This window comes from Microbulbifer variabilis (genome assembly GCF_020524905.1).
Lineage (GTDB): Bacteria > Pseudomonadota > Gammaproteobacteria > Pseudomonadales > Cellvibrionaceae > Microbulbifer > Microbulbifer variabilis_A.
In genome coordinates, this window is the sequence record NZ_JAIVKI010000006.1 from 1 (window position 1) to 21,949 (window position 21,949).

The window sequence follows — 21,949 nt, forward strand, 5'->3', positions numbered from 1 at the left end:
GGTGCTGCGAATCCAGCTTTCCAGGGTCGCTGCATCATGAGCGGTAATTGTGAAAACGTCAGGAGTATCCATGGGGCAAGTATACGCGAACTCAAATTACGTAACCTTATTTTCCGCATGGACCACTGGTTCATTATGAGCCGATGAAAAAGGATAACGACAAACCAATCTTTGAAGTTACCCCAGGCTATGAAATCAGTGAGAGAGTATAAGTATTTGGGAAAATGGCTATTTAAATTGAAAATGAATAGTACCACTACTTCTTTGGATGCTCATTAGATAGATCAGTTATACGGTAGGGAGTAGGGGGGTATAGGTTCTTTTAATGGGCTGTTTCAGCTTAAAGATCAAGGATCTTTATAAAGATTTCCATTCAACAGGGTAGCTTAGAAATATAGTATATCAGTTGGTGATTTTTTTAAGCTCAATGAGTCAGCAAACACAGCTTTTATTTTACTGAGATTGTAAGATGCAGAATTTAATAGTTGCTGCAGCACAAATCCCTTCCTTGAAGGGTGATGTTGCCAGGAATACTAAAACTCACGGAGATGCGATTAGACGTGCAAGTGAAAACTCGGTTTCATTGATTGTGTTTCCCGAGCTATCTTTAACTGGATATGAACCGGAGTTGGCCCAAGACTTGGCTTTTTCCATAGATGATGAAAGATTGCGGCCCTTACAGAAATTAGCTGGCCAATTTAACATGTATATAGTAGTTGGTGCTCCATTAAAATCAGATGGCTTGCCGAAAATCAGTGCTATTGTGCTTTCGCCAGATGGAAATATATCTTCTTATTCAAAAATAAATTTACATCCAGGGGAAGAGGAATATTTTCAGGGGGGCAGAGATTTGAAGGTCGTTGAAATTTGTAATCATAAAATTGGTATTGCAGTTTGTGCGGATATCAATAACCCAATGCATATCAAAGAATATGCTAAATTGGGAGTCTCCGTTTATGTTGCTGGAGTCTTAATCAGTGAGCATGGTTATACTGCGGAAACTAAAAAGTTGGCCGATTACGCTAAACGACATAATATGCTAGTAAGCATGGCGAATCACAATCAGCTCACAGGAGGTTGGCAGCCTAGTGGTAAGAGTGCTGCTTGGTGTGGAAAAGGAGGGAGCGCTATTGCCGGTATTGACAAATCGTCGTTGGTGGTTTCAAAGTTTGTGAAAAACCAGTGGGTATCAAAAGTGGTGGAGCTATAGTCAAGTTGCTACTAGCAAAAGCTAGGGCTCTATGATCAGTTGAAACTGCTTAAATAATTATATCGATGTGCTTCCAATGACCATATAGGGTCGTTAGCTAGTGTTATTAATTAGACAGGCAAAATGAAAATGAAGCAAGGGCCCAATACTGTTCTAATTCTTAAAATATAGATAATTTACTTTCTTAGTGCATGCTTTTATATTTATCAGCATACCCAGCCTTGAGTTTGTTTGTTATCTGTGTAATTAGTCGAGCCTCTTGAGGCTATTGATATCCTTGTTTCATAGATCGAAGAAATTTTCTGTGGCCTGTACAACTAGGTTGCTCATAGGATATCGCCCATTAGAATGTATGATGACCTTGCTTAATTTTGCTTAACTGTGGCATCTTGCCGAAACCGTTAAGTTGCCCGGATTCCTAAACTGGCGTTCCATCTCTGTCTAGAGATTAAAATATAAAAAGCTTCAATAATTGGCCTTTGATGATGAATAAAGAAAATGTGAAGAGGTAAAAAAACAAATATATAGGAATAGGGTAGGAAGGTGGTGAAAATTTAATTCCGCTAACTGTAAAACTTTATCAAAGATCTAAATTTGTCAGCTAATAACAGTGTTTTTGAATACGATCTGAAAAAGTGAGGCTAACAACAATTCTGGCACAGTACGACTGTAAGAACAGAGCCCCACGCTGAAATTATGACCACAGCTATGGCTGGTACCAGATCGGCGAGCTCCAGGCTCGCTCCTTTACGGCCTTGGCAACTCCGGGATCGGAACACTGACTTGGGCGGGCATCCGCCGGCAATGCATTGCAAGCAAAGGTACTCCAGCGGCAACTTGGGTTTTCTAAAACTCGTGCGTAGTAGACGGCAGGACCTGTAGGGTCGAAGTTGGGGTCCTGCCACACTGAGCACAAATGGGGAGCACCGGATCCATTACGAATACAGGTGTGTGGGTCAACTCCAGCTCCGTTCTCGCGGTCTCCATTCACATCGAAAACCTTTTCGTGCACGCTGCCATCCTGATCCAACCATATTTTAATAATCTGGGCTACTTGCAGTGGGATATCATCTTGCATAGCTTGAAGGATGAAGCGCGGTGATCCGTGATCGGTATTCGTATCAGGAAGGTCACTCCCCATGGGCACTCCATTTTTATATGCTTGCTGAAGCATGTCTGGAGCCGTACACAACCCTTCGTCATAGTCCCAACCGCCGAAGAAACGCACCCGAATACGTGGGCCGCTAGTGCCAAAAGTCTCGCGTCTCTGCATGGCCTGGAATAGGGCATCCCGAGTATTCTCCTCTGCCCATACTCCCACAAGGCCTCCGGGGCTGAAGCTGATCCTTGAGTTGGCTACATCACTGTCCTCTTTGCCAACATGTCCCTGCCAGTTTGCTTCATTAACTTCACCCGGTGAGGCATTGTGGGTATCGGTGCTGCCAATTACTCCGAGTTTGAAGGGGTTAACACCGAGTCGTAACGACTCGTTCAAACCGAGGGCCAAAGCTCCGCGTAAAAAGTCAGATTCCTGTGGGGGAAATCCCGGATCTTCATTTTCCTCTTCGCTGAGGAGTTCAAAACTGCATTCCTCATCGCTGGTGAAAAAGGGAAATGCGCACTCGGAAGAACCCTTATGCTGATAGACTTCCATTATCGGCTCAAGCCGGGCGCGCCGAGCTGCGATTTCAGCCTGAATAACTGGGTCGCTATTACCTCCATACTCTACATTAAAGATTCGTCCCTGGCTGAAATTGGGGTTATGCGGGATAGCTAATACCTCACAACCGGTGCCAGCATCTGTACAGACAGCATCCAACCGGGTCCACAAATCTTCGGGGGTGGGAGCTTCTAAATAGCTCACTGGCAGCTCGGGGACACTTTCACCACGGAAGATAACGTTGCGGTGCAGCATTGCGCCAAATGGCATTCCGGTATATTCGTAGCCAACAAAGCTGGTAAATGCACAGGCGTCATTGGCGGCCGCTGCGGCTTCCTGGATGCGCTGCCAGGGGCCGGCTGCAGTCTGTAGACAGGTACTTCCATCGTCTCCACACAGGAACGGGCTGCGATGTGGGAGTGGGCTGAGAATGCGCGAAGTCATGCCAATGACCCCAATTTTCCCTCCGGTGCGGTAGAGCTGGCAAGCCCGAGTATCGTAGCTCTCAGAACCAGGAGTGACACAAAGGTTAACTTCACCTAAGAATTCGCTGTGATCTGTTACCGCCGCGAAATCAAGAGGGCGATCAAGCTGGATGGTGACCGTACCCTGCCCATATTCATCAAGAGGAGCGATGTCCAGAGCCTCCCCGCGTGCAAAGAGATAAGCTTGTGCTGGGTCGTTGCGTGTTTCCCATGCATAGGCGTCGAATGAGTAAGCTGTATGCACATGTAAATCTCCAAAATATGCTTGCCGCAGGGGCTCAAAGTCATCACACTCAGGGCGAAAGCTGGTGGCAATGGCCGCAGTTTTTTTGGCCTTGACCTCACTGAAGGTGCTTGCATTGGTACTGAAGGCGATAAAAGCAAACACGAACAGGTTTGTGCACGAGCAGAAGGCCTTCAAAAGCCAACCTTTACTACCCCTATTGCTCTCTTCACAGTTTTCTAAACTCATCATCCACTCTCCATGCTTGATTTTTAGGTTACTGATCCGACTCCGGTAACGTTGGCTATACGTTCCAAAGCCCAGTAACCGCCCAGAATCCCCATAGAGTACGCAGGCACTTTTCTCCATAGTCCGTTACTGATAAAACTCCATCTACGCCAGATGTGCCTGGAGTACAGTACCGCGATCACAAATATCAATTGCCCGAGTTCAACACCAACATTAAACGCGGCCAAACTGAGTGGGATGGCATCTCCTGGCACTCCTACCTCGGAAAGCGCTCCGGCAAATCCAACTCCATGTAAGAGCCCGAAGCCCGCCGCAATTAGCCATGGTTGCTGACGGGCTAGTGAGAGTGAGTTTGGCTCTCGCAAAACTTCACGTGCGAGGAAAACGATGCTCAGAGCAATGGCCGCCTCCACTGGAGCTGACCTCAACTCCAGTAGACCCAATACGGCTAACCCAAGGGTTAAGCTGTGCCCAAAGGTAAACGCAGTAATCGTCGCTATCAGCCGACCTGTCCCGCGCACGAGTAACAGTAGGCCGAGCACAAAGAGCAGGTGATCTACACCCAATAGGATGTGCTCGACACCAAGCTGGAGATAGATAACTGCTGTGTTGAAGAGGTGCCCTTTTGCACTGGGCTCACTAGGTAAGCGAATTGATGATTGAGGTGATGGAAGTACTGCAGTAAAAGGTTCAAGTCCGTAACCATGAACACTAATAATTACCCCAGTAGTACGGCCTTTGCTACCGGACACACTAATCTTGTGGCCAAACACCCCTTGTTGTCCGCAATCGACATTCCAGCTATGAATGCGTCGCTCGGTGGTGATTCGTCGATCTATTTTGCTCACCTGTATGCAGTGCTTTGGTAGTTCGACATTGAGAACTGCATCAGCGGGAGTGGTAGGAGACATCAATAGACGTATAAATGTGGAACCATCGTCAATCACCTCTATCTCGACGATGGCAGGATCAAAGGCGTGCGCATGGGTCAACCGTGGGGCTGTGGTGCTTAATCCTAAGATTACGATGAGGACGGGCAAATACCATTTCATGGCATTACCTCTCGCATCGCGATGGTGTCAGGTCGCCTCTCTTCAGGCCAGTTTATCTGGATACTAAACTCGCTCATGATTTTATCAACTGTCATACGACGCGCATGCAAACGACGTTCAGTGATAAGGTCTTGGCGAATTCGATTGCGGATTTCTTCGAGCTCGGGGGTGCGTTCAGGTCTGCGCGCCATCACCAATACCAAATGCTGACCATAGCGCGAAGCGATCGGGCCGATCCATTCCCCGATAGGCACATCGGCCAGGGAATCAGCAAAGCCAACGCCTAAAAGATTGTCGAGATCAGATGGGGTTTGCCAGCCAAGACGATGACCAATGGGCAGCATGCTGCCTATAGTCTGTGGATCAGCTCCGGCTCTGAGGCTATCTTGAGCCGCTGTGATAAGGGCGTTGTTGACCACCTCAGTATCAAAATAGATCTGAGTTATACGTAGTTGTGCGGGCCGCTGATATACGTGTGCGTGCGCCTGTAAATACTCAGAAAGTTCTTCATCAGAGGGTTCATCGATCCTGGCCAGAGTTTCGGCCATAAAGTAAACCTTCTGCATCACACGTCGGCGTACGATTGGATCTCCGCGGTGTAAGCCCAATGACTGTCCATAGCGTACTAGCGCCTCTTCCTCGGCGTGACGAATAACAATTGCCTTGAGCTCCTCGCCACTTGGTATTCGGCCTACACGGTCGCGGTGCTGTTCAGCTAAAGACTCAATGTAATCCGCACCGATGACAATATCGCTGTTGGTCCCATCCTGGTTATCTTGCCAATTGTCGATGGTAAATAGCACTAGGGCAGCGGCTAAAAAATGAAACATCGGTTCACGCCCCAATTGACGCGCCATATGTAGAAGCAACTGGATAAGCATCCCCTCCATGGTGGTTATTTCGGTCTGATCCTCTAATATAAAATCAAGGGTACTTTGTGCGACAAAAAATATGCTATTTGCAAAAGCTATTTCTAATCAAATTGATCAGAATGATGAATATTGCTTCATTGCCGATCAGTAAAAAACCTGTGTGTTGACAAGCTTTGTAAATATTGGATGAGGGACGGTTCTGGTTATTTTTTTAAGGAAAAATGCCATCTCTCCGTGTGGCTCTGGTTATGAGAGCCCCTATTATAGGGATGTAGGCTGCAAATGGAATTTCTATATTTTATTCGATCCATTTTGATGATTAAGATTACTGAAGTGCTAATCGTGTTTGCTAAGCGCGCATTTGTAGCATCAGTTTAGAGCAAGGTAAAATAATATTCATAATTAATTTAGCAGTGGATTGCATCTTGTATTTTATCCATTTTCATTACTGAATAAAAAAATCAAATAATAATGTTAATTGGTGGATTACTTAAAACATCCATCTGTCAAGTATGGATGAGGGTAGTAGAGAAGACGGGAGCTAACTGTATTTCCTTGGAATATAATTAACCGATAAAAATTTAATGGTAAATGAATATGCGAGTCAATCTGGCAATTGTGGGCATTCGGCATTCGGCATTCGGCATTCGGCATTCGGCATTCGACAGACAGGCGCATCTAGGGTTATGAATAGAGTTGAAGAGAAGAAGGCCCTCTCCCTATGCCGTTATTTCCCGTATAGAAGGCAGCCCGGTCATTTCAAAAAGCCTGCTTGTGGTTTTTAACCTTCCTGCGCTGCCCCTGAGTCACCTGGTGGGTCTGTTTATGGTAATAACTCCTACCACCATGGTCACGGGTTAGCTCTCTATTGATTGTTGGCTGATTACCTCTCCACAAGTATTTAGGTCATTTCGCTCAGAGTACAGACCCTTATAAATAGTGCTCAAATCTTGCATAGTTGCTGTTTGGTTAAGTGTTAATAGCTTCTTGTTGCCACTTAATCTCTTACTTGAGAGGAAGCGGTAGAAGTCATCTTCAATTGGTCGTACCTTTTAAATGCAAAATTAATATTTGAAACCAAGACTGTAAAAAAATTATTTGCTAAATAAAATTCACTAGTTGCAATCTTATGCTTGACGCGGCGCGACATGTGTCGCACACTTGCGCTTGATGTAGTAAGATTGCGCTTAAGGTCATGAGAAGAAAATAAATGAAAGAACCCAAACCTTCCCCCTCAGAGCTTACCCTGCTAAAGGCGCTCTGGAGGCAGAGTCCGCTAAGTGCAAAAGAATTGCATGAAAAGGTGAAATCCGAACTTTGCTGGTCTTATTCATCCACTAGGAAAACATTGGATAGAATGCGAGATAAGTCCTTTGTGATTCAGTCTGATGTACATGGTATTCATGTCTATAAGGCAGCCCTAGATAAAGTCGAAACGCTTGCGCAATATGCCACAGACTTCGCCTCACGGGTTCTTGAGCTGGATGGTCCACTCCCTATAGCTATGTTTGCTAACAGCAAATTAATGAATGATCAGGACCTGGAAGAGCTACAAGAAATATTGAATACCTGGCCTGATGTAGATTGAGTCGGGGAGGTAGTGAGATTATATGCAGGAATTATTATCCTCGTTGTCATTCTTTGCGCCCAACCTTTTTGTTACATCCATATTTTCTGTAATTTGGGCATGCCTAATTTATATCGGTGTAAGAACTATAACCCCCCTGGCTAGTTTTAAATCTAGGGGGGTTTCTGGTTGGCGTAGCTTTTGGTTGTGTGTTTTATGTGTGATTGGCTTGCCATTTTTTCTTGCGCAATTAATAGATCTCTCTTCAGCAGGCTTGGTACCTGAATTTAGATATGATCTTACTCCTCCGGATGCAGATTTTGGTCATATATTAAATGAAAACGCTCAGCTGGTGGATAAAAGGCTAGCTTTTGATTACCTAGGAATTCTAGCTGGTGGCTGGATGATTTTGTATGTTGGTGGGGTATTGCTGAGCCTGATACTGATACTTCGAAGGCATGATAGATTGGTTAGAGCGCTAAATATAGCTAATGAGATTGAATTTAAATCGCAAGCTATAGGTAGCCTACTAACTTATCAGCAGCTTGATTACTTATCTAAAAAGAATGTAAAGCTGATTATAACAAAGGCTAAGTGCTCCCCATTCGTGTTCGGCTTATTTAACTTGAATCTTGTTCTACCTAGTTATTTGTTGTTGATGGATGCCAAGGAGCGACAATTGATTATGGAGCATGAATTAACGCATATAAGTCGGCGAGACCTATTGTTAATCATGATTGCTCATATTTTGGTGTGTTTCTTATGGTTTATTCCATTTGTTAGGTGGGTTAAAGGGCAATTATTATGGGCTATTGAACTTAGCTGTGATCGACAAGTATTGAAATCCTCAGAGGTGGGAAGTGGAAGGGTTTATGCCCAGGCAATGCTGCGGACATTGCAACAGTGCTCTGTGCAAGCCAGCTGTAAGGGTGTTGTTGCCTTTTCAGTATTTGAAGAGGCAAACCAATTAAATTTTTTTAAGAAAAGATTGGTGAATATCAGGGAAACTGCTCAAGAAGCTTCTAAACCTAACAGCTTTGCTTCTGATATCTTTAGGGGGGTACTTGTGAGTTTTACTATATTTCTCATTCTTATTGGTATTCTTATAAAATCTAGTTTCTCAATCGCTAGCTCTAAAAAAGAGATCTGGATGGCACCTATTGAAGGTGCGCGTATAAGTAGTCAATTTGGAGGTTTAGAGAAATTTAGAAAGAAACCTCACCTAGGTACAGATTTTGCCGCCCCCCTGGGTACGGTAATAGCATCTGCTGCTGATGGAATCGTTGTTGTTTCAACTGATCACTACAAACATGAAAATTATGGAAAGATTATTATTGTTGATCATGGGAACAATGCTCAGACACTTTACTCACATTTAGACTCGCGGGAAGTGAGCGTTGGTCAAACAGTAAAAGCTGGACAGAAGATTGGAACAGTCGGTGTCACAGGAAACGTGACCGGCCCTCATTTGCATTTTGAGTTAATTGAGCGGGGTGAAAGAGTTGATCCAGAACACTTGCTTACATTGTGGTTTGGTTGATCAATGGCAAGGTATCTAATTGATCATGTTTTTACAAGGGAGTTGTTAGCTTTTTATGGCAATTTAATTCTTCAGTTTGCTTCTGTTCTATTGTTAATAATGCTCTGTCCAACGGTATTGCAGGCAAAGTCCTTAGAGCAGGAAGGAGGTATCTTTCAGCTCAATGACGATGTTCTATCAATATTCTATTCAGTAAAAGCAGGTCAATCCAATTTAAAGGAGGGTAATATTCAAATTGGAGAACCCAATATGGGTTATGGTGTCCTTACCATTGAGAAAAGTGATCGAATAAAGTCGGTATCTCTTGTTAAAAATCAAGGTTTACTGTCCTTGCTAACCGAAAACTCGATTAGCAATAAGGATGCTTATGCGGTTGTAAAAATTTTGTATGAGCACTTTAATGTGAATGCAATACCAGCTGGAAAAGCATTTCAATTGACTTTTGATGAGCAATTAAGGTTTCAAAGTATTGGTGTGAAATTAGCATTTGCCGAGAGTCTTGAAGTAAAGAGGTCTGGTCAAAAATTTATTGTTGTTAAGAATAAAAGTCCAACCACTCTAAAAAAATATTATGTAGAAGGTGAGATTGTAGGAAGTTTATATGCGTCTTGTCTACGGCTTGGCCTGAATAATGGTGCTCTGGCAAAGCTCAATGAAATTTTAAGTTACGAGATAGATTTCCAACGTGAGGTTCGTTCAGGTGATCGTTTCTCTATATTTTATAGTACTTTGCGAGATGATGTGGAAGGTGATGAAGTTTTTCATGAAATATATTTTGCTAAAGTTACTTTGAAAAATGATTCAGTTTCCCTATATCACTATGAAGATAGTGAGACTGGAATGGTTGATTACTTGGACCCCAGAGGGAAAAGCTCAAGAAGTTTTCTCATAAAGACTCCACTAAAGAATGCGCGCCTGTCATCATATTATGGTAGGCGTAAACATCCAGTATTGGGCTATACAAGAATGCATAAAGGCCTGGACTTTGGTGCTCCATCAGGTATGCCGATTCTTGCTACTGGAGATGGCACTATAGAAAGAGCCTCTTACTTTGGTAGCTTTGGCAATTACATTCGCATTAGCCACAAATCGGGAGTGCAAACTATTTATGCACATCTGAAAGGCTATGCCAAGGGTATCAAGACTGGTGTGAAAGTGGAGCAAGGGCAGGTGATAGGTTATTTAGGGGCTACAGGCAGGGTTAAAGGCCGGCATTTACATTATGAAATTCATAAAAATGGTAAGGCAGTTGATCCACTTAGGTTGGACCTCCCAGCTTCCAGTCGTTTGTCAGGAGAAAGCTTAGAACGTTACTATGAATTTATTGAGACGGTAGATGAAGCTATAAAGGCTTACAAGGCACAGGAAGAATGAAAATATTTTGTGTGCTTTGTTAAAGCTGTTGCAATGGTTGGGTTTTGGTAATAGAGATGGCTACTAGGTTATTGTGGATAATGGTCGCAACGATCATTGTATAAATTTCAGTTTTAAAGAAATAGTAAAAACATTGGTAATTTCTTCTGGAGATTTTGGGGCAAATTATGCCTTCATTAGAGTATCTATTTAAAATTAACTGAGTCAAAGATTTTTTCGGGTCAAAGTACGTTATACAGGGCGGGTTATGTATAGGTTGATTTTTTTTGTATTGGTGTTTTCTCTATATTCTGCTTCAATATTGGCAGAAGAGCTTGTTGTTCAAAGGTCTGGGCCTTTGGAGTTGGAAAACTCTGAGGTTTTTACAATTCATTCAAAAATCTTGGGGCGAGAATATCAAATATATATTAAGACTCCTGCTGGCTATTACGATAAAGCTAAGAAAAGAAAAAGCTATCCATCTTTATATCTAAATGATGGTCCCTATACATTCAGAGTTGCCTCAGGTGTAACACACCTGAAAAGCATGAATAAGGCGATTGTAATCGGCATCTCTTTTGCAAAAGAGGAACTAGGCCAGTTTAGTCGGGTGCGGGATCTTACCCCTGTGCCTGATGATAGCTGGAAGCGCTATAAAACCGGCGGTGCTCCGGAGTACCTGAGATTTATCGAGAGTGAGGTAATTCCGTTTGTTGAGGCAAATTATCGTGCTAACCCCAAAAGAAGAATCTTGGCTGGTCAATCTTTAGGCGGTTCTTTTGGAGCCTGGGTATTGTTAAACAAGCCTAAGCTTTTCTCCAGTTATATCCTGACAAGCCCATCGCTTTGGTATAAAAATGGAATAATTTTTAATATTGAAGAAGAGTATTCAAAAAGGCCTGCATTCAACTCTGAAGTGCATCATCCTTTAGGCTGCTATGGCAGCCGTGTATTCTCCCATTATCTGTCTAGAAGTTTTATAACCCAGTGTTTTTCTGGGACGGTTATTTAAACGCTCAATAGCCGCTCTGACATCTGCTTGATTTATAAGCTTAAAGTCAGTTTTTTTCGGAAAGTACTGGCGCAGCAGGCCATTAGTGTTCTCGTTCAGGCCCCTCTCCCAAGATGAATACGGATGCGCAAAATAGACCTGCGCGTCCAGAGCCTCACTAATCTTCTCGTGCAGAGCAAATTCTTTGCCGTTATCGGCGGTAATGGTGTGTACTAAGTGCCTATACGGCTCAAGTAGCGCAATGGTAGCCTGAGCAACTAACTCTGCCGTCTTGCGCTCAACTTGCTGAGAGAGTGTAAATTTGCTCTTACGATCTACAATAGTGACCAGAGCACCACTATGACCTTTACCTATAACGGTATCAATTTCCCAGTCTCCGATGCGAGATTTATCATCGACAACTTGTGGACGCTGTTCGATGCTGATGGCGTTCTTGATATGCCCTCTAGTTGACTTTCCATTAGCTCGTTTGTTGTAAGGTCTATCCCTGCGCCGTAAATTCTCGTAGAGGGTTCCACCACGCTGCATATCCGCCCAGATGTGTAGGTAAATAGTTTCATGGCTAATCGACAGACCTTCTTCCAGGTCTAGCCAGCCGGAAACTTGCTCTGGGCTCCATTGCAGCTTCAGTTTGCTCTCTATCAGTGCAATAGTCTTAGGTAACATCTTTGTTGGTCTTCTCGCCTGTCTACACCGCTCTTCAGTCATCCGTTGAGCTTGCTTATAGCGGTAGCCTTTTCTACCTCGATTACGTGCTAGCTCTCTGCAAATCGTAGGCTGACTAACCCCAATCTCCCTGGCGATTGCCCTCTGACTCCATTCACTTTTCTTTAGTGCCCAGATCTGGCATCGTTGCTCTTCGGTCAGCTGTCGGTAGCTATTTGTCATCACTTAATCTCTTGGCAGAGAAGAACCGGCAGATGTTACCTTCAGCTGACCGTTCTTTTCCAGGTGATTAACTGATGCACTTCAAAGTTGAATGCAGGAGGCATAAGTCTTTAAATGCAAACATCTACCTTGCAACTGGCGCCCTGGAAACTAAAGAAAGCTCTGGAATGAATCATAACATGGTGGAAGGCCACAGGAGGTTTGTTGAGCGTTTGCGCTCGCGAAAATATCAGGGTATGTACCTCAATGATGAGGTGGTAAGTGGAGCTGATCACTATTCAACCTTTCCTGTTGGCTTGGCAAAAGGGCTTCGTTGGATTTATCAGGACCAATGGAAGATGCCTTGATATTTCGTGAGTTTGAATAAGGCAATTAAGATATGATCTGACGTATTCTGTGCTAATGAACTGATGAGTGTAATATTATCAAGCAAGAGGCCTTCATATGAAGGTCTTTTGCTATATAAAAATAGTCTTTTTATAGCTTTTCTGTATACCAAATCTTAGGTGTACCAATGACTTCAGCCTCTTTTCGAGAGTCATGTAACTCGGTGCTATTGACGAATGCTTCTGCTTTCTCCTTGGAGGGGAATTCGTGGATAACAGTCACATTCTTGGGGCTACCTATCTCTTGATACACTGATGTATTTGTACTGCCCATCTGATTCAATATTGGCATGAAATCTTTAAGAGCCTTCTGCCATTTATCGAAATCTTCCACTGAAGCTTGCATAAATAGATAGACCATTTTGCTCTTCCTGGTGTGATTTTTTAAGGATTAAGATAGTGATTTACTTAACTATAGTTTAAGTTAGTCAGCTTTTATTTAAAGTTATCACCATACTGAAAAACCTGAGGCTACATTGTATGGGCGTTCAAAAAAATAATTTTTAATCGTATTTTTAAACTGGCTTGCTATCTATATGTACGGTTGTGCAATTTATAAACTGAAAATCTCACTGCAGATAGCGCTTTTACTGGTTGCTCCGAATTTGCTGGATTGGTAGATTTACTACTGTGATGTGTAGTTGATGATTTACAAGTGTATTGCTTTTGTGAAACCTGGATTGTGATTTTCTTTAGGTGATTATTTGGAGGTCTTCTCTAGTATTAAAATAAAATCCACTATAAAGATTAATCATATATGAATAATTTTCCTTAATGAGATAAGGGTCAAGGATGAAAGGTCTTTTACTGGTTTTTGCTATTCTGATTGGTCTTGTAGGTTGTGGAAATTTCAATAGTTTCATTGCGGATAAGAAGAAAAATATCGAATACTACAGAATTTTTGATATAAAAACAGATGTTGATCGTTATACTATTGCAAAATCTGCTAGTGATGGCTTGGGTCGAAATGTTGGCAGTATTCATGAAAATCAACCCATTCCTGAATCTGCCGAATTGCCAGAGGTACCAGGACGCTTCAAGATTGTTAATCCACTTCAAGGGTCAGCTTTATCTGCATTGGCTGAATCAGGTGGTCATGCTGGTTATAAAATTGCTACTTGTGACGGGGCATCTTGGATTGCGGGGGCAACAAGAGTGGTTAAAGGGCAATCTGAGCTCAAATTAACCGCTTGTCTGTTTCCTTACTCTGAGGGATACCATCTAGATTTATATGCAAATTTTTCAAAGCAAGAAGGTGGGTTGATGGAGATTTCTCGTAAGGCTGCAAGCGCGATGGTTGGTACTCCTGAGCAGTGGACTGAAAAAACTTTTGTGGACATTGTAAGAAAGATTCACGCTGACACTGGAGCCGAGATCTCTTTTCTTGAGGGCTACCCACGCCAGGAGGGTACCCCCTGGCTAGATAGCTTGGATAAAATTAATTAGTCCCCTTTATATTTTAACTGCATATATGGATTAAGGGCTCTTACTTTTCTAAAGTGCCTTAGAAGCCGGATCGAGTAATACGGTCCTCTAAGGTGCTACTTTCTAATTATATTAAGACGTTCCCTTTGGGGCTCAGTTTTGGGGAAATTTTTAATAGGTTAGTTCATCACTCCAAGCTTACAACCTTTGTTTTTGATCTTAACCCATTTACTCATAAAGTTGACCGGAGAGGTGTAGGCTTCATAGATAACCGCCTGTCCCCAAGGAGTCACTGCACCTTGCATGGGCTTTGAATAAGAAAAGGCTCCCATGACCCATGCGCTCTTGGTGACGCAGTCCCCGGAGGTTGGGAAGTTGGAGGTCAGCGTTGGATTATGGTTGTAAACGAGGCTGGTGGAATTTAATAGTTGTTGAGCTCTGCTGACAACAGTTGCAACTTCTATGTCAGAGGCGGGATGCACGTAAATAGTCACGTCATTTGCTGAGCTGGGATAGAACATAACATTATTGACAGTGCCATGACTTTCACCAGAGGCTGAGTTTTGTGCCCAGTTTTGCCAGCTGTTACCACAAATCTCATCCCAACTTTGCAGTCCATTGGCATTCACTACAAAAGGTGAAACGTGCCCACCACCTATAGTTTTTTTAATATTACTAAATGAAGTTAGTGTTTTGCCTGCTTGTATCATTACACCAATACAGCGCATATTTGCTTGGGTTACGCCAAGGGCAGCGCTTAAATCGCCTAACATATCGTTACAGCTAGTTGCAATGGTGCGGCTCCGGACAAGGTTCGGCATTTCTATTCTCCTATTTTAACTAATAGAGGGTCATACAGCTCTTTTTGGTTCTTTTGGATTTATTTTATTAATAACAGCAAATTCTGATTGATACGGGTTTACAGCAAGCTTTATATGCTTATAAGGCACTATTTATTTTGGTGCTCAGTAATTCGAAATCCGTGTCGAGCACCCTTAAGTTGCGTGAAAAATACTCTTTCTGGAGTGCATGTTGTTTAAACAATGTAATATGAAACCAATTAAATTCATGCCTTATTGAGAGCGGCAGGATATTTTTTACTTTTCGTTGGTTTAAACGGCCTTATCGGCTCGCTTAAATAATGTTATTGCGCTGAGAGACATTTCTTTTAAGAGCTCTATAAAACGCTCAATGGTCATGTTTCTTTCTGGGGAAATAAAATATTGTCCTGAAATTTTTTTTACAATTTTAAGGCCGATGGGGAGTGTTGTTCCCGCTGGAAAACGGCAGACCCATCCATTCAAGGTTGATTGATTGATGCTCTTTTGATCGAAGACCCGTATTCCTTTGTCGTTTGCTATAACAATAGTTCTGTTGCTCAGGAAGGTTGTATCCAGTTGAGATGTGAGAAATTCGAAGTTTTCTCTTTGATCTAGGTGACCAAATTTAGGCAAGAAATTTGATTCGATATACATTTCTTGGAGGGACATCTCGCTCTCCCTTTAAAAAATCGGTTGGGCTGGTGTTCTTGTTATTATTGACGATTATTCAACTAAAAATCTTGCTCTTGGTTTTTTCTGGTTTTAAAAGCAAGAAGATTTCTTTATTTTTTTGCTTATTGGTGTCAATCATAACTGCGCCTCGCTGTGTGGCGCAACAAGTACGGTTGTTTTGTTGTGATATTGTAGAAAATTTGAAAATTACCGAGTGTAATTTTCACACTGATTGGCTATTTGTCGCCATTTGTAACCGAAGGGTGGTCGAGTGCGGAAAATAATCAAATAAAACCGTCTAAAAGCAATATAGATTTCTTGATGCGGATTTATCCGCTGGATCATTCGCGAGGTTAGTGGCCGATAACTTTCTGGTAAGGGTTGTTAGATGGGTGAAATTTTTTCTATTTATGAATTGCTGAATCCTGGGTGGATACTGAGATGGTTTAGATCCTCGCTATCCCTATAAGAAAGAAAGCTGATCTATAAGTGTAGCCTGTTTGAATTTAGAGCGGTCAATCAGGCCTAGATTGAGTCTTAGAGTAAAACCAGATTGATGTAGGGTCTTGTTCTTTGTCTGTTTTTGAGATGCTCGTTTTAAAACAGCGCTTCCATGATTGCTTAAAGATCTGCTGTAGATAGGCTTGAGGAGCTTTAGTGATGATTTTTCAGTGGTTGGTTTTATCAGGTTGTACCGTTTTCTCACTCCCAAGTACTCAATGCAATCTTAAAAACGTTAGAGCGAATAACCAGTATGGATAGAAAAAAAACACCCGACAAAAGAAAGGGTACGGAGGGCGTTAGCCGAAGAACTTTTACCAAGCGTGCTATTCAAGCGGGTTTAGCGGCTGGGGCTGTTACTTCTGGATTAGGCTCAGCATTTTCAGGCCGTTCCAACCAATTTTATGATACTTACGATTATGTGATAGTTGGTTCAGGCGCTGGTGGAGGGCCGCTGGCAGCAAACCTGGCGAGAGCCGGTTTTTCTGTGCTGGTGCTTGAAGCTGGTGCTAATGACCCTAGCGATGACACTCATAATATTCCTGCCTGGCACCCATTTGCATCCGAGGATCGCAAGCTGAGCTGGGATTTTTTTGTTAAACACTATGGGGATATCAATCAACAGCAGCTGGATGACAAATACATCCCGGGTAAAGGTATTTTATATCCCCGAGCCAGTACTATAGGGGGCTGTACCACACATCATGCGCTGATTACTGTTTATCCCCATAATAATGACTTTGACCGTATCGCCCAGGACACCGGGGATAGTAGTTGGGCTAGCGGCAATATGCGGCGATATTTTGAGCGACTTGAACGCTGCCAATATATTCCCCGTCCCATTTTTTCAAATCCCTCTCGCCATGGCTTTGATGGTTGGTTACCTACCAATAGAGGTAACCCAGCTTTATTACTGGAAGACCCAGCAATATTAAAAATCGTCAAGGCGGCGTTGGCAAAATACGGGTTGGAGGGCGCTTTCGAGCAGATTATTTCAGGTAACCTGCGTTTGGATATAAATCACTGGGATGTAGCTTCAGGACAAGAGGGTCCTTTTATCGCTCCGATGGCTGCGGATAGTAGAAGTCGTCGAAAGAGTGTGCGTGAGCACCTTTTGGACACCCAAAGTATCTATCCGAGCCTGTTGCATATACGTACCAATGCATTGGCAACCCGGGTGATGTTTGATGGAAAAACAGCTGTTGGTGTGGAGTTTATGGAAGGGGCGAGTCTCTATAAAGCAGACCCCTTTCACGATGGTTCGGGCTCGGCTGGCGTAATGCGCCAAGTTAGGGCTAGTAGGGAAGTGATTCTGTCCGGAGGTGCATTTAACAGCCCTCAACTATTGAAGTTATCAGGAATTGGCCCAAGCCAAGAGCTGCTCCAGCACGGTATTGATCAGGTAGTAGATTTGCCTGGTGTCGGTGAAAATCTACAGGATCGCTACGAAGTGGGCATCGTAAGTGAGATGGCTGTGGATCTGGCTCTCCTCAAAGATTGTACCTGGGGCGAGCAGGGAGATCCCTGTTTGAACCGATATCGCTACGGCTGGTTAAATAAAGGTCCTTATAGTGGCAATGGCCCTGTACTGTCTCTGGTGAAGCGCTCCCGCCCCGATTTACCAGATCCTGATTTGTTTATTTTTGGAGCGCCCTCTGACTTTCATGGTTACTTTCCAGGTTATTCCCAGGCGCTGAGGGAGTACAAAGATCGCTTCTCTTGGATTGTACTTAAAGGTCACACTAATAATACTGCTGGGCGGGTCACCTTGCGCTCAGCAAATCCGCAGGACACCCCGGAGATTAATTTTCACTACTTTGATGAGGGGAGTGGAGCCTATGAGGAGGATCTGCAGGCGGTAATCGAGGGAGTAAAAATTTCCAGGGATATTATGTCGGGCCCGATTGTTAGAAAGCGTGTATCCAAAGAGCTATTGCCTGGTAGTGATGTGCAGACCGATCAGCAGATTGGTCAGTTTGTTAAGAATCAGGCATGGGGTCATCACGCATCCTGTTCCAATAAAATGGGGCCGGCCAGTGATCCTATGGCTGTGGTTGATAGTAAATTCCGTGTGCATGGCGCCAACAATTTGCGAGTGGTGGACGCTTCGGTTTTCCCGCGTATTCCCGGCTTCTTTATCGTGGTGCCGGTCTACATGATTAGTGAGAAAGCTAGCGATGACATTATTGCAACGGCAATGGGGCTATCGACCTGATTGCTAATCACAGAAAGAAAAAAGCCCCGCAGAGCGGGGCTTTTTATCAGAACGAGATGTTCTTTGGTGTGCGGGGGAAGGGAATAACATCGCGGATATTACCCATACCGGTCACATAGGACACGATACGGTCGAAGCCAAGTCCAAAGCCCGCGTGAGGCACTGTGCCGTAGCGTCGCAGGTCGCGGTACCAATCGAGGTGCTCTTTGGAAATGCTCATTTCATCCATGCGCTCGTCGAGCTTTTCCAGTCGTTCTTCACGCTGGGCGCCACCGATAATTTCACCGATACCGGGCGCCAGTACATCCATGGCGGCCACGGTTTTACCGTCGTCGTTCATGCGCATATAGAAGGCTTTAATGTCCTTCGGATAGTTCAGAACAATTACCGGCTTCTTGAAGTGCTTTTCGGCCAGGTAACGCTCGTGCTCGGAGGCCAGGTCGATGCCCCAGGATACGGGGAATTCGAACTTCTCGTTGCAGTTTTCCAGGATTTCGATGGCATCGGAGTAGTTGATGCGAGCGAAATCATTTTCGATGATATTCTCCAGGCGGCTGATAGCCTCTTTATCGATACGCTGGGCGAAGAAAGCCATATCGTCAGCGCGCTCTTCGAGCACCGCCTTGAATACGTATTTCAGCATTTGCTCAGACAAATCGGCGATATCGGCCAAATCGGCAAAGGCGACTTCAGGCTCAACCATCCAGAATTCGGCTAGGTGGCGGGTAGTGTTGGAGTTTTCCGCACGGAAAGTGGGGCCAAATGTGTAAACCTTGGACAGAGCCAGGCAATAGCTCTCAACATTCAGCTGGCCGGATACGGTGAGGAAGCTCTCTTCTCCGAAAAAGTCCTTGCTGTAATCGATGGCACCTTGCTCGTTACGCGGCAGGTTTTCCATGTCCAGGGTGCTGACCCGGAACATTTCTCCGGCGCCCTCACAATCGGAGGCGGTGAGAATGGGCGTGTGTACGTAGTTAAAGCCGTTCTCGTGGTAGAAGCGGTGAATCGCCTGGGCGATGCAATTTCGCACACGGGCCACCGCGCCGCTGACATTGGTGCGAACGCGTAAATGCGCGTGCTCACGCAAGTGCTCCATGGTGTGGCGCTTGGGGGACATGGGGTAGGTGTCTGGATCTTCTACCCAGCCGACCACTTGAACTTCGGAAGCCAACAACTCGATCGACTGGCCCTTGCCCTCTGAAGGTTTGATGGTGCCAACAACATCCACTGCGCAGCCGGTGGTCAGGCGCAGCACTTCAGACTGGTAATTGTGCAGGTGATTCTCGGCTACTACTTGAATGGGGTCAAAGCAGCTGCCGTCGTGTACTGCCAGGAAAGAAAGGCCGGCTTTGGAGTCGCGACGGGTTCTGATCCAACCTTGCACACGAATTTCTTCGCCTTCACGGCCACTGGATTTCAATAGGCTATCTACGGATTCGACTTTTACTGTCATTTTCTATCGGTTTCTCGCTGGTCCTGTAGGTGGTGTTCTGTCAACTTGCCTAAAAGGTGACCACCCCACCAAGGTGAAGTTACGGCGGGCATATTGACCTTTTGACGAGGGGAAATCCAGTCCCTTTGGTACCGGAGAAGGGGGATTGGGCTGTTCGCCAAATAAGGAAGAGGTGGGGCCAGGCATGAATTTGACGCCTAGCCCAATGCAATACAGTTTCAGCCGCGTGGCTTTTTCACCGTGTGGAGTACAGTGTCCCGTTCGAAAAAGACATAGAAGTCGCTGTATTCCCAGCGGGTAATCGCAGGTTCACCAATTGGGCCCTTGATACTGAGTGGCTCACCAAGGCGAATGCTAATATCGTTTTTCTTCATGCCGCGAGCTTCGCCAAAGGACAGCTCACTACCCTGGGAGCCGACAGGGATCTCTAGGGGTTTTGCTTGGGCGCCAAATGCCATAAGAAGTGCCACGGTACCAGCGATTTGGGCCACTCCGTTGCGATTTCTGCTGAACATTTATTGTTCTCCGGTTTAAGTGTTCGAATACGCCAAGCCATTAGAACAGAAAAAATGCCAAAACACTTGGACTTCTTCACGTTTTTGTACCGATGAATGCGCCTTGAAGGGGGAAAAAGGTTCATGGGGTCTGCGGTTGTGTGTGCTAGGCTGACAATTGGACTTGGTCCTTTGGGCGGGCATGGATGCGACTCTCAAAAACCTTTTCAGTTCTGGGGCTATTGCTAGGCGCCATTTTCTTCGCTCTATCTCTTACTCCCTCCCTGACGCCACGCAGTACTTTAATACAGGGCGTACTAGCAGGAACATCATTCACTTTCGGCTATGCCATCGGTGTGTTTTTGCACTGGCTGTGGAACTACCTTGAGCTTCCCGATATCCCTCTGAGCCATGGGCAGCGTAAAGTGCTTAAGCGCGTTGCGTTGATTGCTTGTATATGCCTGATTGTTATCTTCCTCTGGAAGGGGGCCTACTGGCAGAACTCAGTGCGTGCCTTGATGGGTATGCAACCGGTTACCGGGATTGGTCCCTTTACCGTCGGATCAGTGGCCCTGCTTACTTTTTTGGCTTTCTGGTTATTGGGGAGAGGGTTTCGGCATATTATTCTCGCTGTCGCCCATCATCTCTCCAGGCATATCCCCGAGAGGGTGGCTTTGCTCACGGGGCTATTGGTGGCTCTAGCGCTGTACTGGAGTATTTTAAATGGGGTGCTTCTGAAAGCGACACTGCATACCATCTCGATCATTTGGGAAAGGCATGACCAAGTGATTGCGGAGGGGCTAAAGGCACCTGAGTCCCCAAATAAAGTAGGGGGAGCCAATTCTTTTTTGTCCTGGAAGAGTGTTGGGCATCAGGGGCGGCGTTTTCTGACACTTGGGCCAAGCGTCGAGGATATTCGTGAAGTTGCTGGGTTGGGCAAGGAACCGATCAGAGTTTTTGTAGGGCTGCGTGCGGCGGATACACCCTTGCAGCGAGCCTTTTTGGCGCTTGCGGAATTGAAGCGTCTGAATGCTTTTGAGAGAGAGATCTTGCTGATCGCGACCCCTACCGGTGAAGGCTGGCTGGACCCAGGGGCGATGAACTCTCTCGAGTTTCTGTACCGGGGAGATGTAGCTATCGTTGCCACACAATACTCTTACCTGCCAAGCCCTTTTGCGTTATTAACGGATAATCGATATGGCGTGGAATCAGCTAGGGCGCTATTTAAAGTGATCTATGAATATTGGGAGGACTTGCCGGTTGATACCCGCCCCAGGCTGTATCTTTTTGGTTTGAGTCTCGGGGCCCGGTTGTCTGAAGCCTCTTTTGACTTCTACGACATCATCGATGACTCGATTGATGGTGTGCTCTGGGCGGGGCCAGAATTTGGTTCCTTTATCTGGCGAACAGCAACGGATAATCGTGATCCAGGCACACCCGCCTGGCTGCCTCAGTTCAAGGGGGGAGAGGTTATTCGTTTCGGCAATCAGTATGGCGGTTACTTGGGGCATGAGCCATGGAATGGCTTTCGTGTTGCCTTCTTACAACATGCCAGTGATCCCATCGTCTTCTTCGATTTTCGCTGGATGTTTAAAAAGCCCGACTGGTTGGATACTCCCAGAGGGCCTGATGTTTCCCCAAATCTTTACTGGTTTCCGGTGGTCACCATGCTACAGCTACTGGCAGATCTGAATCTGGGGTTTGCGCCGGTGGGGTTTGGCCATCGCTATTCTCCAGAGGGATATGTTCTCGCATGGATGGCTTTAACAGAGCCGCCCGATTGGAGTGATGAGGAATTAAAGCGCCTACGGGAAAAACTCCAAACTTACCCGGTACGTTGAGAATGTGGGAATACCAGGGGGTGTTTAGGG

General features: G+C 44.9%; 18 protein-coding genes. 9 read left to right on the forward strand and 9 right to left on the reverse strand.

Annotated features, from left to right (window positions below; genetic code table 11):
• The first annotated feature begins 469 nt into the window (after positions 1-469).
• Positions 470-1,210, forward strand: coding sequence for a carbon-nitrogen hydrolase family protein (locus LC073_RS08850; protein ID WP_226646217.1), 741 nt, complete (start codon positions 470-472; stop codon positions 1,208-1,210).
• Between the two features lie 706 nt (positions 1,211-1,916).
• Here the strand turns inward: LC073_RS08850 and LC073_RS08855 are convergent.
• Genes LC073_RS08855 through LC073_RS08865 form a run of 3 tightly spaced genes read right to left on the reverse strand, consistent with a single transcriptional unit; the run spans position 1,917 to position 5,760 of the window.
• On the reverse strand, positions 1,917-3,830 hold the full coding sequence (locus tag LC073_RS08855; protein WP_226646219.1) for a DUF3604 domain-containing protein: 1,914 nt from the start codon (positions 3,828-3,830) through the stop codon (positions 1,917-1,919).
• 20 nt (positions 3,831-3,850) lie between these two features.
• Positions 3,851-4,879 carry a HupE/UreJ family protein gene (locus tag LC073_RS08860; RefSeq protein WP_226646221.1) on the reverse strand — a complete coding sequence of 343 codons (1,029 nt, stop codon included), beginning with the start codon at positions 4,877-4,879 and terminating at the stop codon, positions 3,851-3,853.
• The gene (locus LC073_RS08865; RefSeq protein WP_226646223.1) at positions 4,876-5,760 is read right to left on the reverse strand and encodes a peptidyl-prolyl cis-trans isomerase; all 885 of its coding nucleotides are present in this window, start codon (positions 5,758-5,760) and stop codon (positions 4,876-4,878) included. Before LC073_RS08865 ends, LC073_RS08860 begins: the two co-directional genes overlap by 4 nt.
• 1,201 nt (positions 5,761-6,961) lie before the next feature.
• On the opposite strand from LC073_RS08865, the gene LC073_RS08870 reads away from it, so the two are divergent.
• The 4 genes from LC073_RS08870 (at position 6,962) to LC073_RS08885 (ending at position 11,223) form a co-directional block, all read left to right on the forward strand.
• Positions 6,962-7,339, forward strand: a complete 378-nt coding sequence (locus LC073_RS08870) for a BlaI/MecI/CopY family transcriptional regulator (protein WP_226646225.1) — start codon at positions 6,962-6,964, stop codon at positions 7,337-7,339.
• A gap of 22 nt (positions 7,340-7,361) precedes the next feature.
• On the forward strand, positions 7,362-8,858 hold the full coding sequence (locus LC073_RS08875; RefSeq protein WP_226646227.1) for a peptidoglycan DD-metalloendopeptidase family protein: 1,497 nt from the start codon (positions 7,362-7,364) through the stop codon (positions 8,856-8,858).
• Between the two features lie 3 nt (positions 8,859-8,861).
• On the forward strand, positions 8,862-10,232 hold the full coding sequence (locus LC073_RS08880) for a M23 family metallopeptidase (RefSeq protein WP_226646228.1): 1,371 nt from the start codon (positions 8,862-8,864) through the stop codon (positions 10,230-10,232).
• A gap of 247 nt (positions 10,233-10,479) precedes the next feature.
• Positions 10,480-11,223, forward strand: a complete 744-nt coding sequence (locus LC073_RS08885) for an alpha/beta hydrolase (protein ID WP_226646229.1) — start codon at positions 10,480-10,482, stop codon at positions 11,221-11,223.
• Here the strand turns inward: LC073_RS08885 and LC073_RS08890 are convergent.
• The gene (locus tag LC073_RS08890) at positions 11,140-12,111 is read right to left on the reverse strand and encodes an IS30 family transposase (RefSeq protein ID WP_226646230.1); all 972 of its coding nucleotides are present in this window, start codon (positions 12,109-12,111) and stop codon (positions 11,140-11,142) included. The two genes, LC073_RS08885 and LC073_RS08890, sit on opposite strands and share 84 nt — an antisense overlap.
• 74 nt (positions 12,112-12,185) lie before the next feature.
• Here LC073_RS08890 and LC073_RS08895 point away from each other — a divergent pair, with 74 nt between their 5' ends.
• A complete protein-coding gene (locus LC073_RS08895; RefSeq protein ID WP_226646231.1) occupies positions 12,186-12,458 on the forward strand; it encodes a hypothetical protein in 273 nt (90 codons plus the stop codon).
• Between the two features lie 130 nt (positions 12,459-12,588).
• Here LC073_RS08895 and LC073_RS08900 read toward each other — a convergent pair whose 3' ends face one another.
• Positions 12,589-12,858: a DUF1330 domain-containing protein gene (locus tag LC073_RS08900; RefSeq protein ID WP_226646232.1), complete on the reverse strand. Its 270-nt coding sequence runs from the start codon at positions 12,856-12,858 to the stop codon at positions 12,589-12,591.
• 431 nt (positions 12,859-13,289) lie between these two features.
• On the opposite strand from LC073_RS08900, the gene LC073_RS08905 reads away from it, so the two are divergent.
• Positions 13,290-13,943, forward strand: coding sequence for a hypothetical protein (locus tag LC073_RS08905; RefSeq protein WP_226646233.1), 654 nt, complete (start codon positions 13,290-13,292; stop codon positions 13,941-13,943).
• A gap of 158 nt (positions 13,944-14,101) precedes the next feature.
• Here the strand turns inward: LC073_RS08905 and LC073_RS08910 are convergent, their stop codons facing one another.
• The gene (locus LC073_RS08910; protein WP_226646235.1) at positions 14,102-14,743 is read right to left on the reverse strand and encodes a hypothetical protein; all 642 of its coding nucleotides are present in this window, start codon (positions 14,741-14,743) and stop codon (positions 14,102-14,104) included.
• 291 nt (positions 14,744-15,034) lie between these two features.
• On the reverse strand, positions 15,035-15,412 hold the full coding sequence (locus LC073_RS08915) for a hypothetical protein (protein ID WP_226646236.1): 378 nt from the start codon (positions 15,410-15,412) through the stop codon (positions 15,035-15,037).
• A 757-nt stretch (positions 15,413-16,169) separates the two neighbouring features.
• Between LC073_RS08915 and LC073_RS08920 the strand changes: the two genes are divergently transcribed.
• Complete coding sequence (locus LC073_RS08920; RefSeq protein ID WP_226646238.1) at positions 16,170-18,131, forward strand: GMC family oxidoreductase; 1,962 nt, start codon at positions 16,170-16,172, stop codon at positions 18,129-18,131.
• Between the two features lie 46 nt (positions 18,132-18,177).
• Here LC073_RS08920 and asnS read toward each other — a convergent pair whose 3' ends face one another.
• A complete protein-coding gene (gene asnS / locus LC073_RS08925) occupies positions 18,178-19,584 on the reverse strand; it encodes an asparagine--tRNA ligase (protein ID WP_226646241.1) in 1,407 nt (468 codons plus the stop codon).
• A 218-nt stretch (positions 19,585-19,802) separates the two neighbouring features.
• Positions 19,803-20,099, reverse strand: coding sequence for a hypothetical protein (locus LC073_RS08930; protein WP_226646243.1), 297 nt, complete (start codon positions 20,097-20,099; stop codon positions 19,803-19,805).
• Between the two features lie 185 nt (positions 20,100-20,284).
• On the opposite strand from LC073_RS08930, the gene LC073_RS08935 reads away from it, so the two are divergent.
• Positions 20,285-21,919 (forward strand): alpha/beta hydrolase, encoded by a 1,635-nt coding sequence (locus LC073_RS08935; protein WP_226646245.1) that lies wholly within the window; start codon positions 20,285-20,287, stop codon positions 21,917-21,919.
• Positions 21,920-21,949 lie beyond the last annotated feature (30 nt).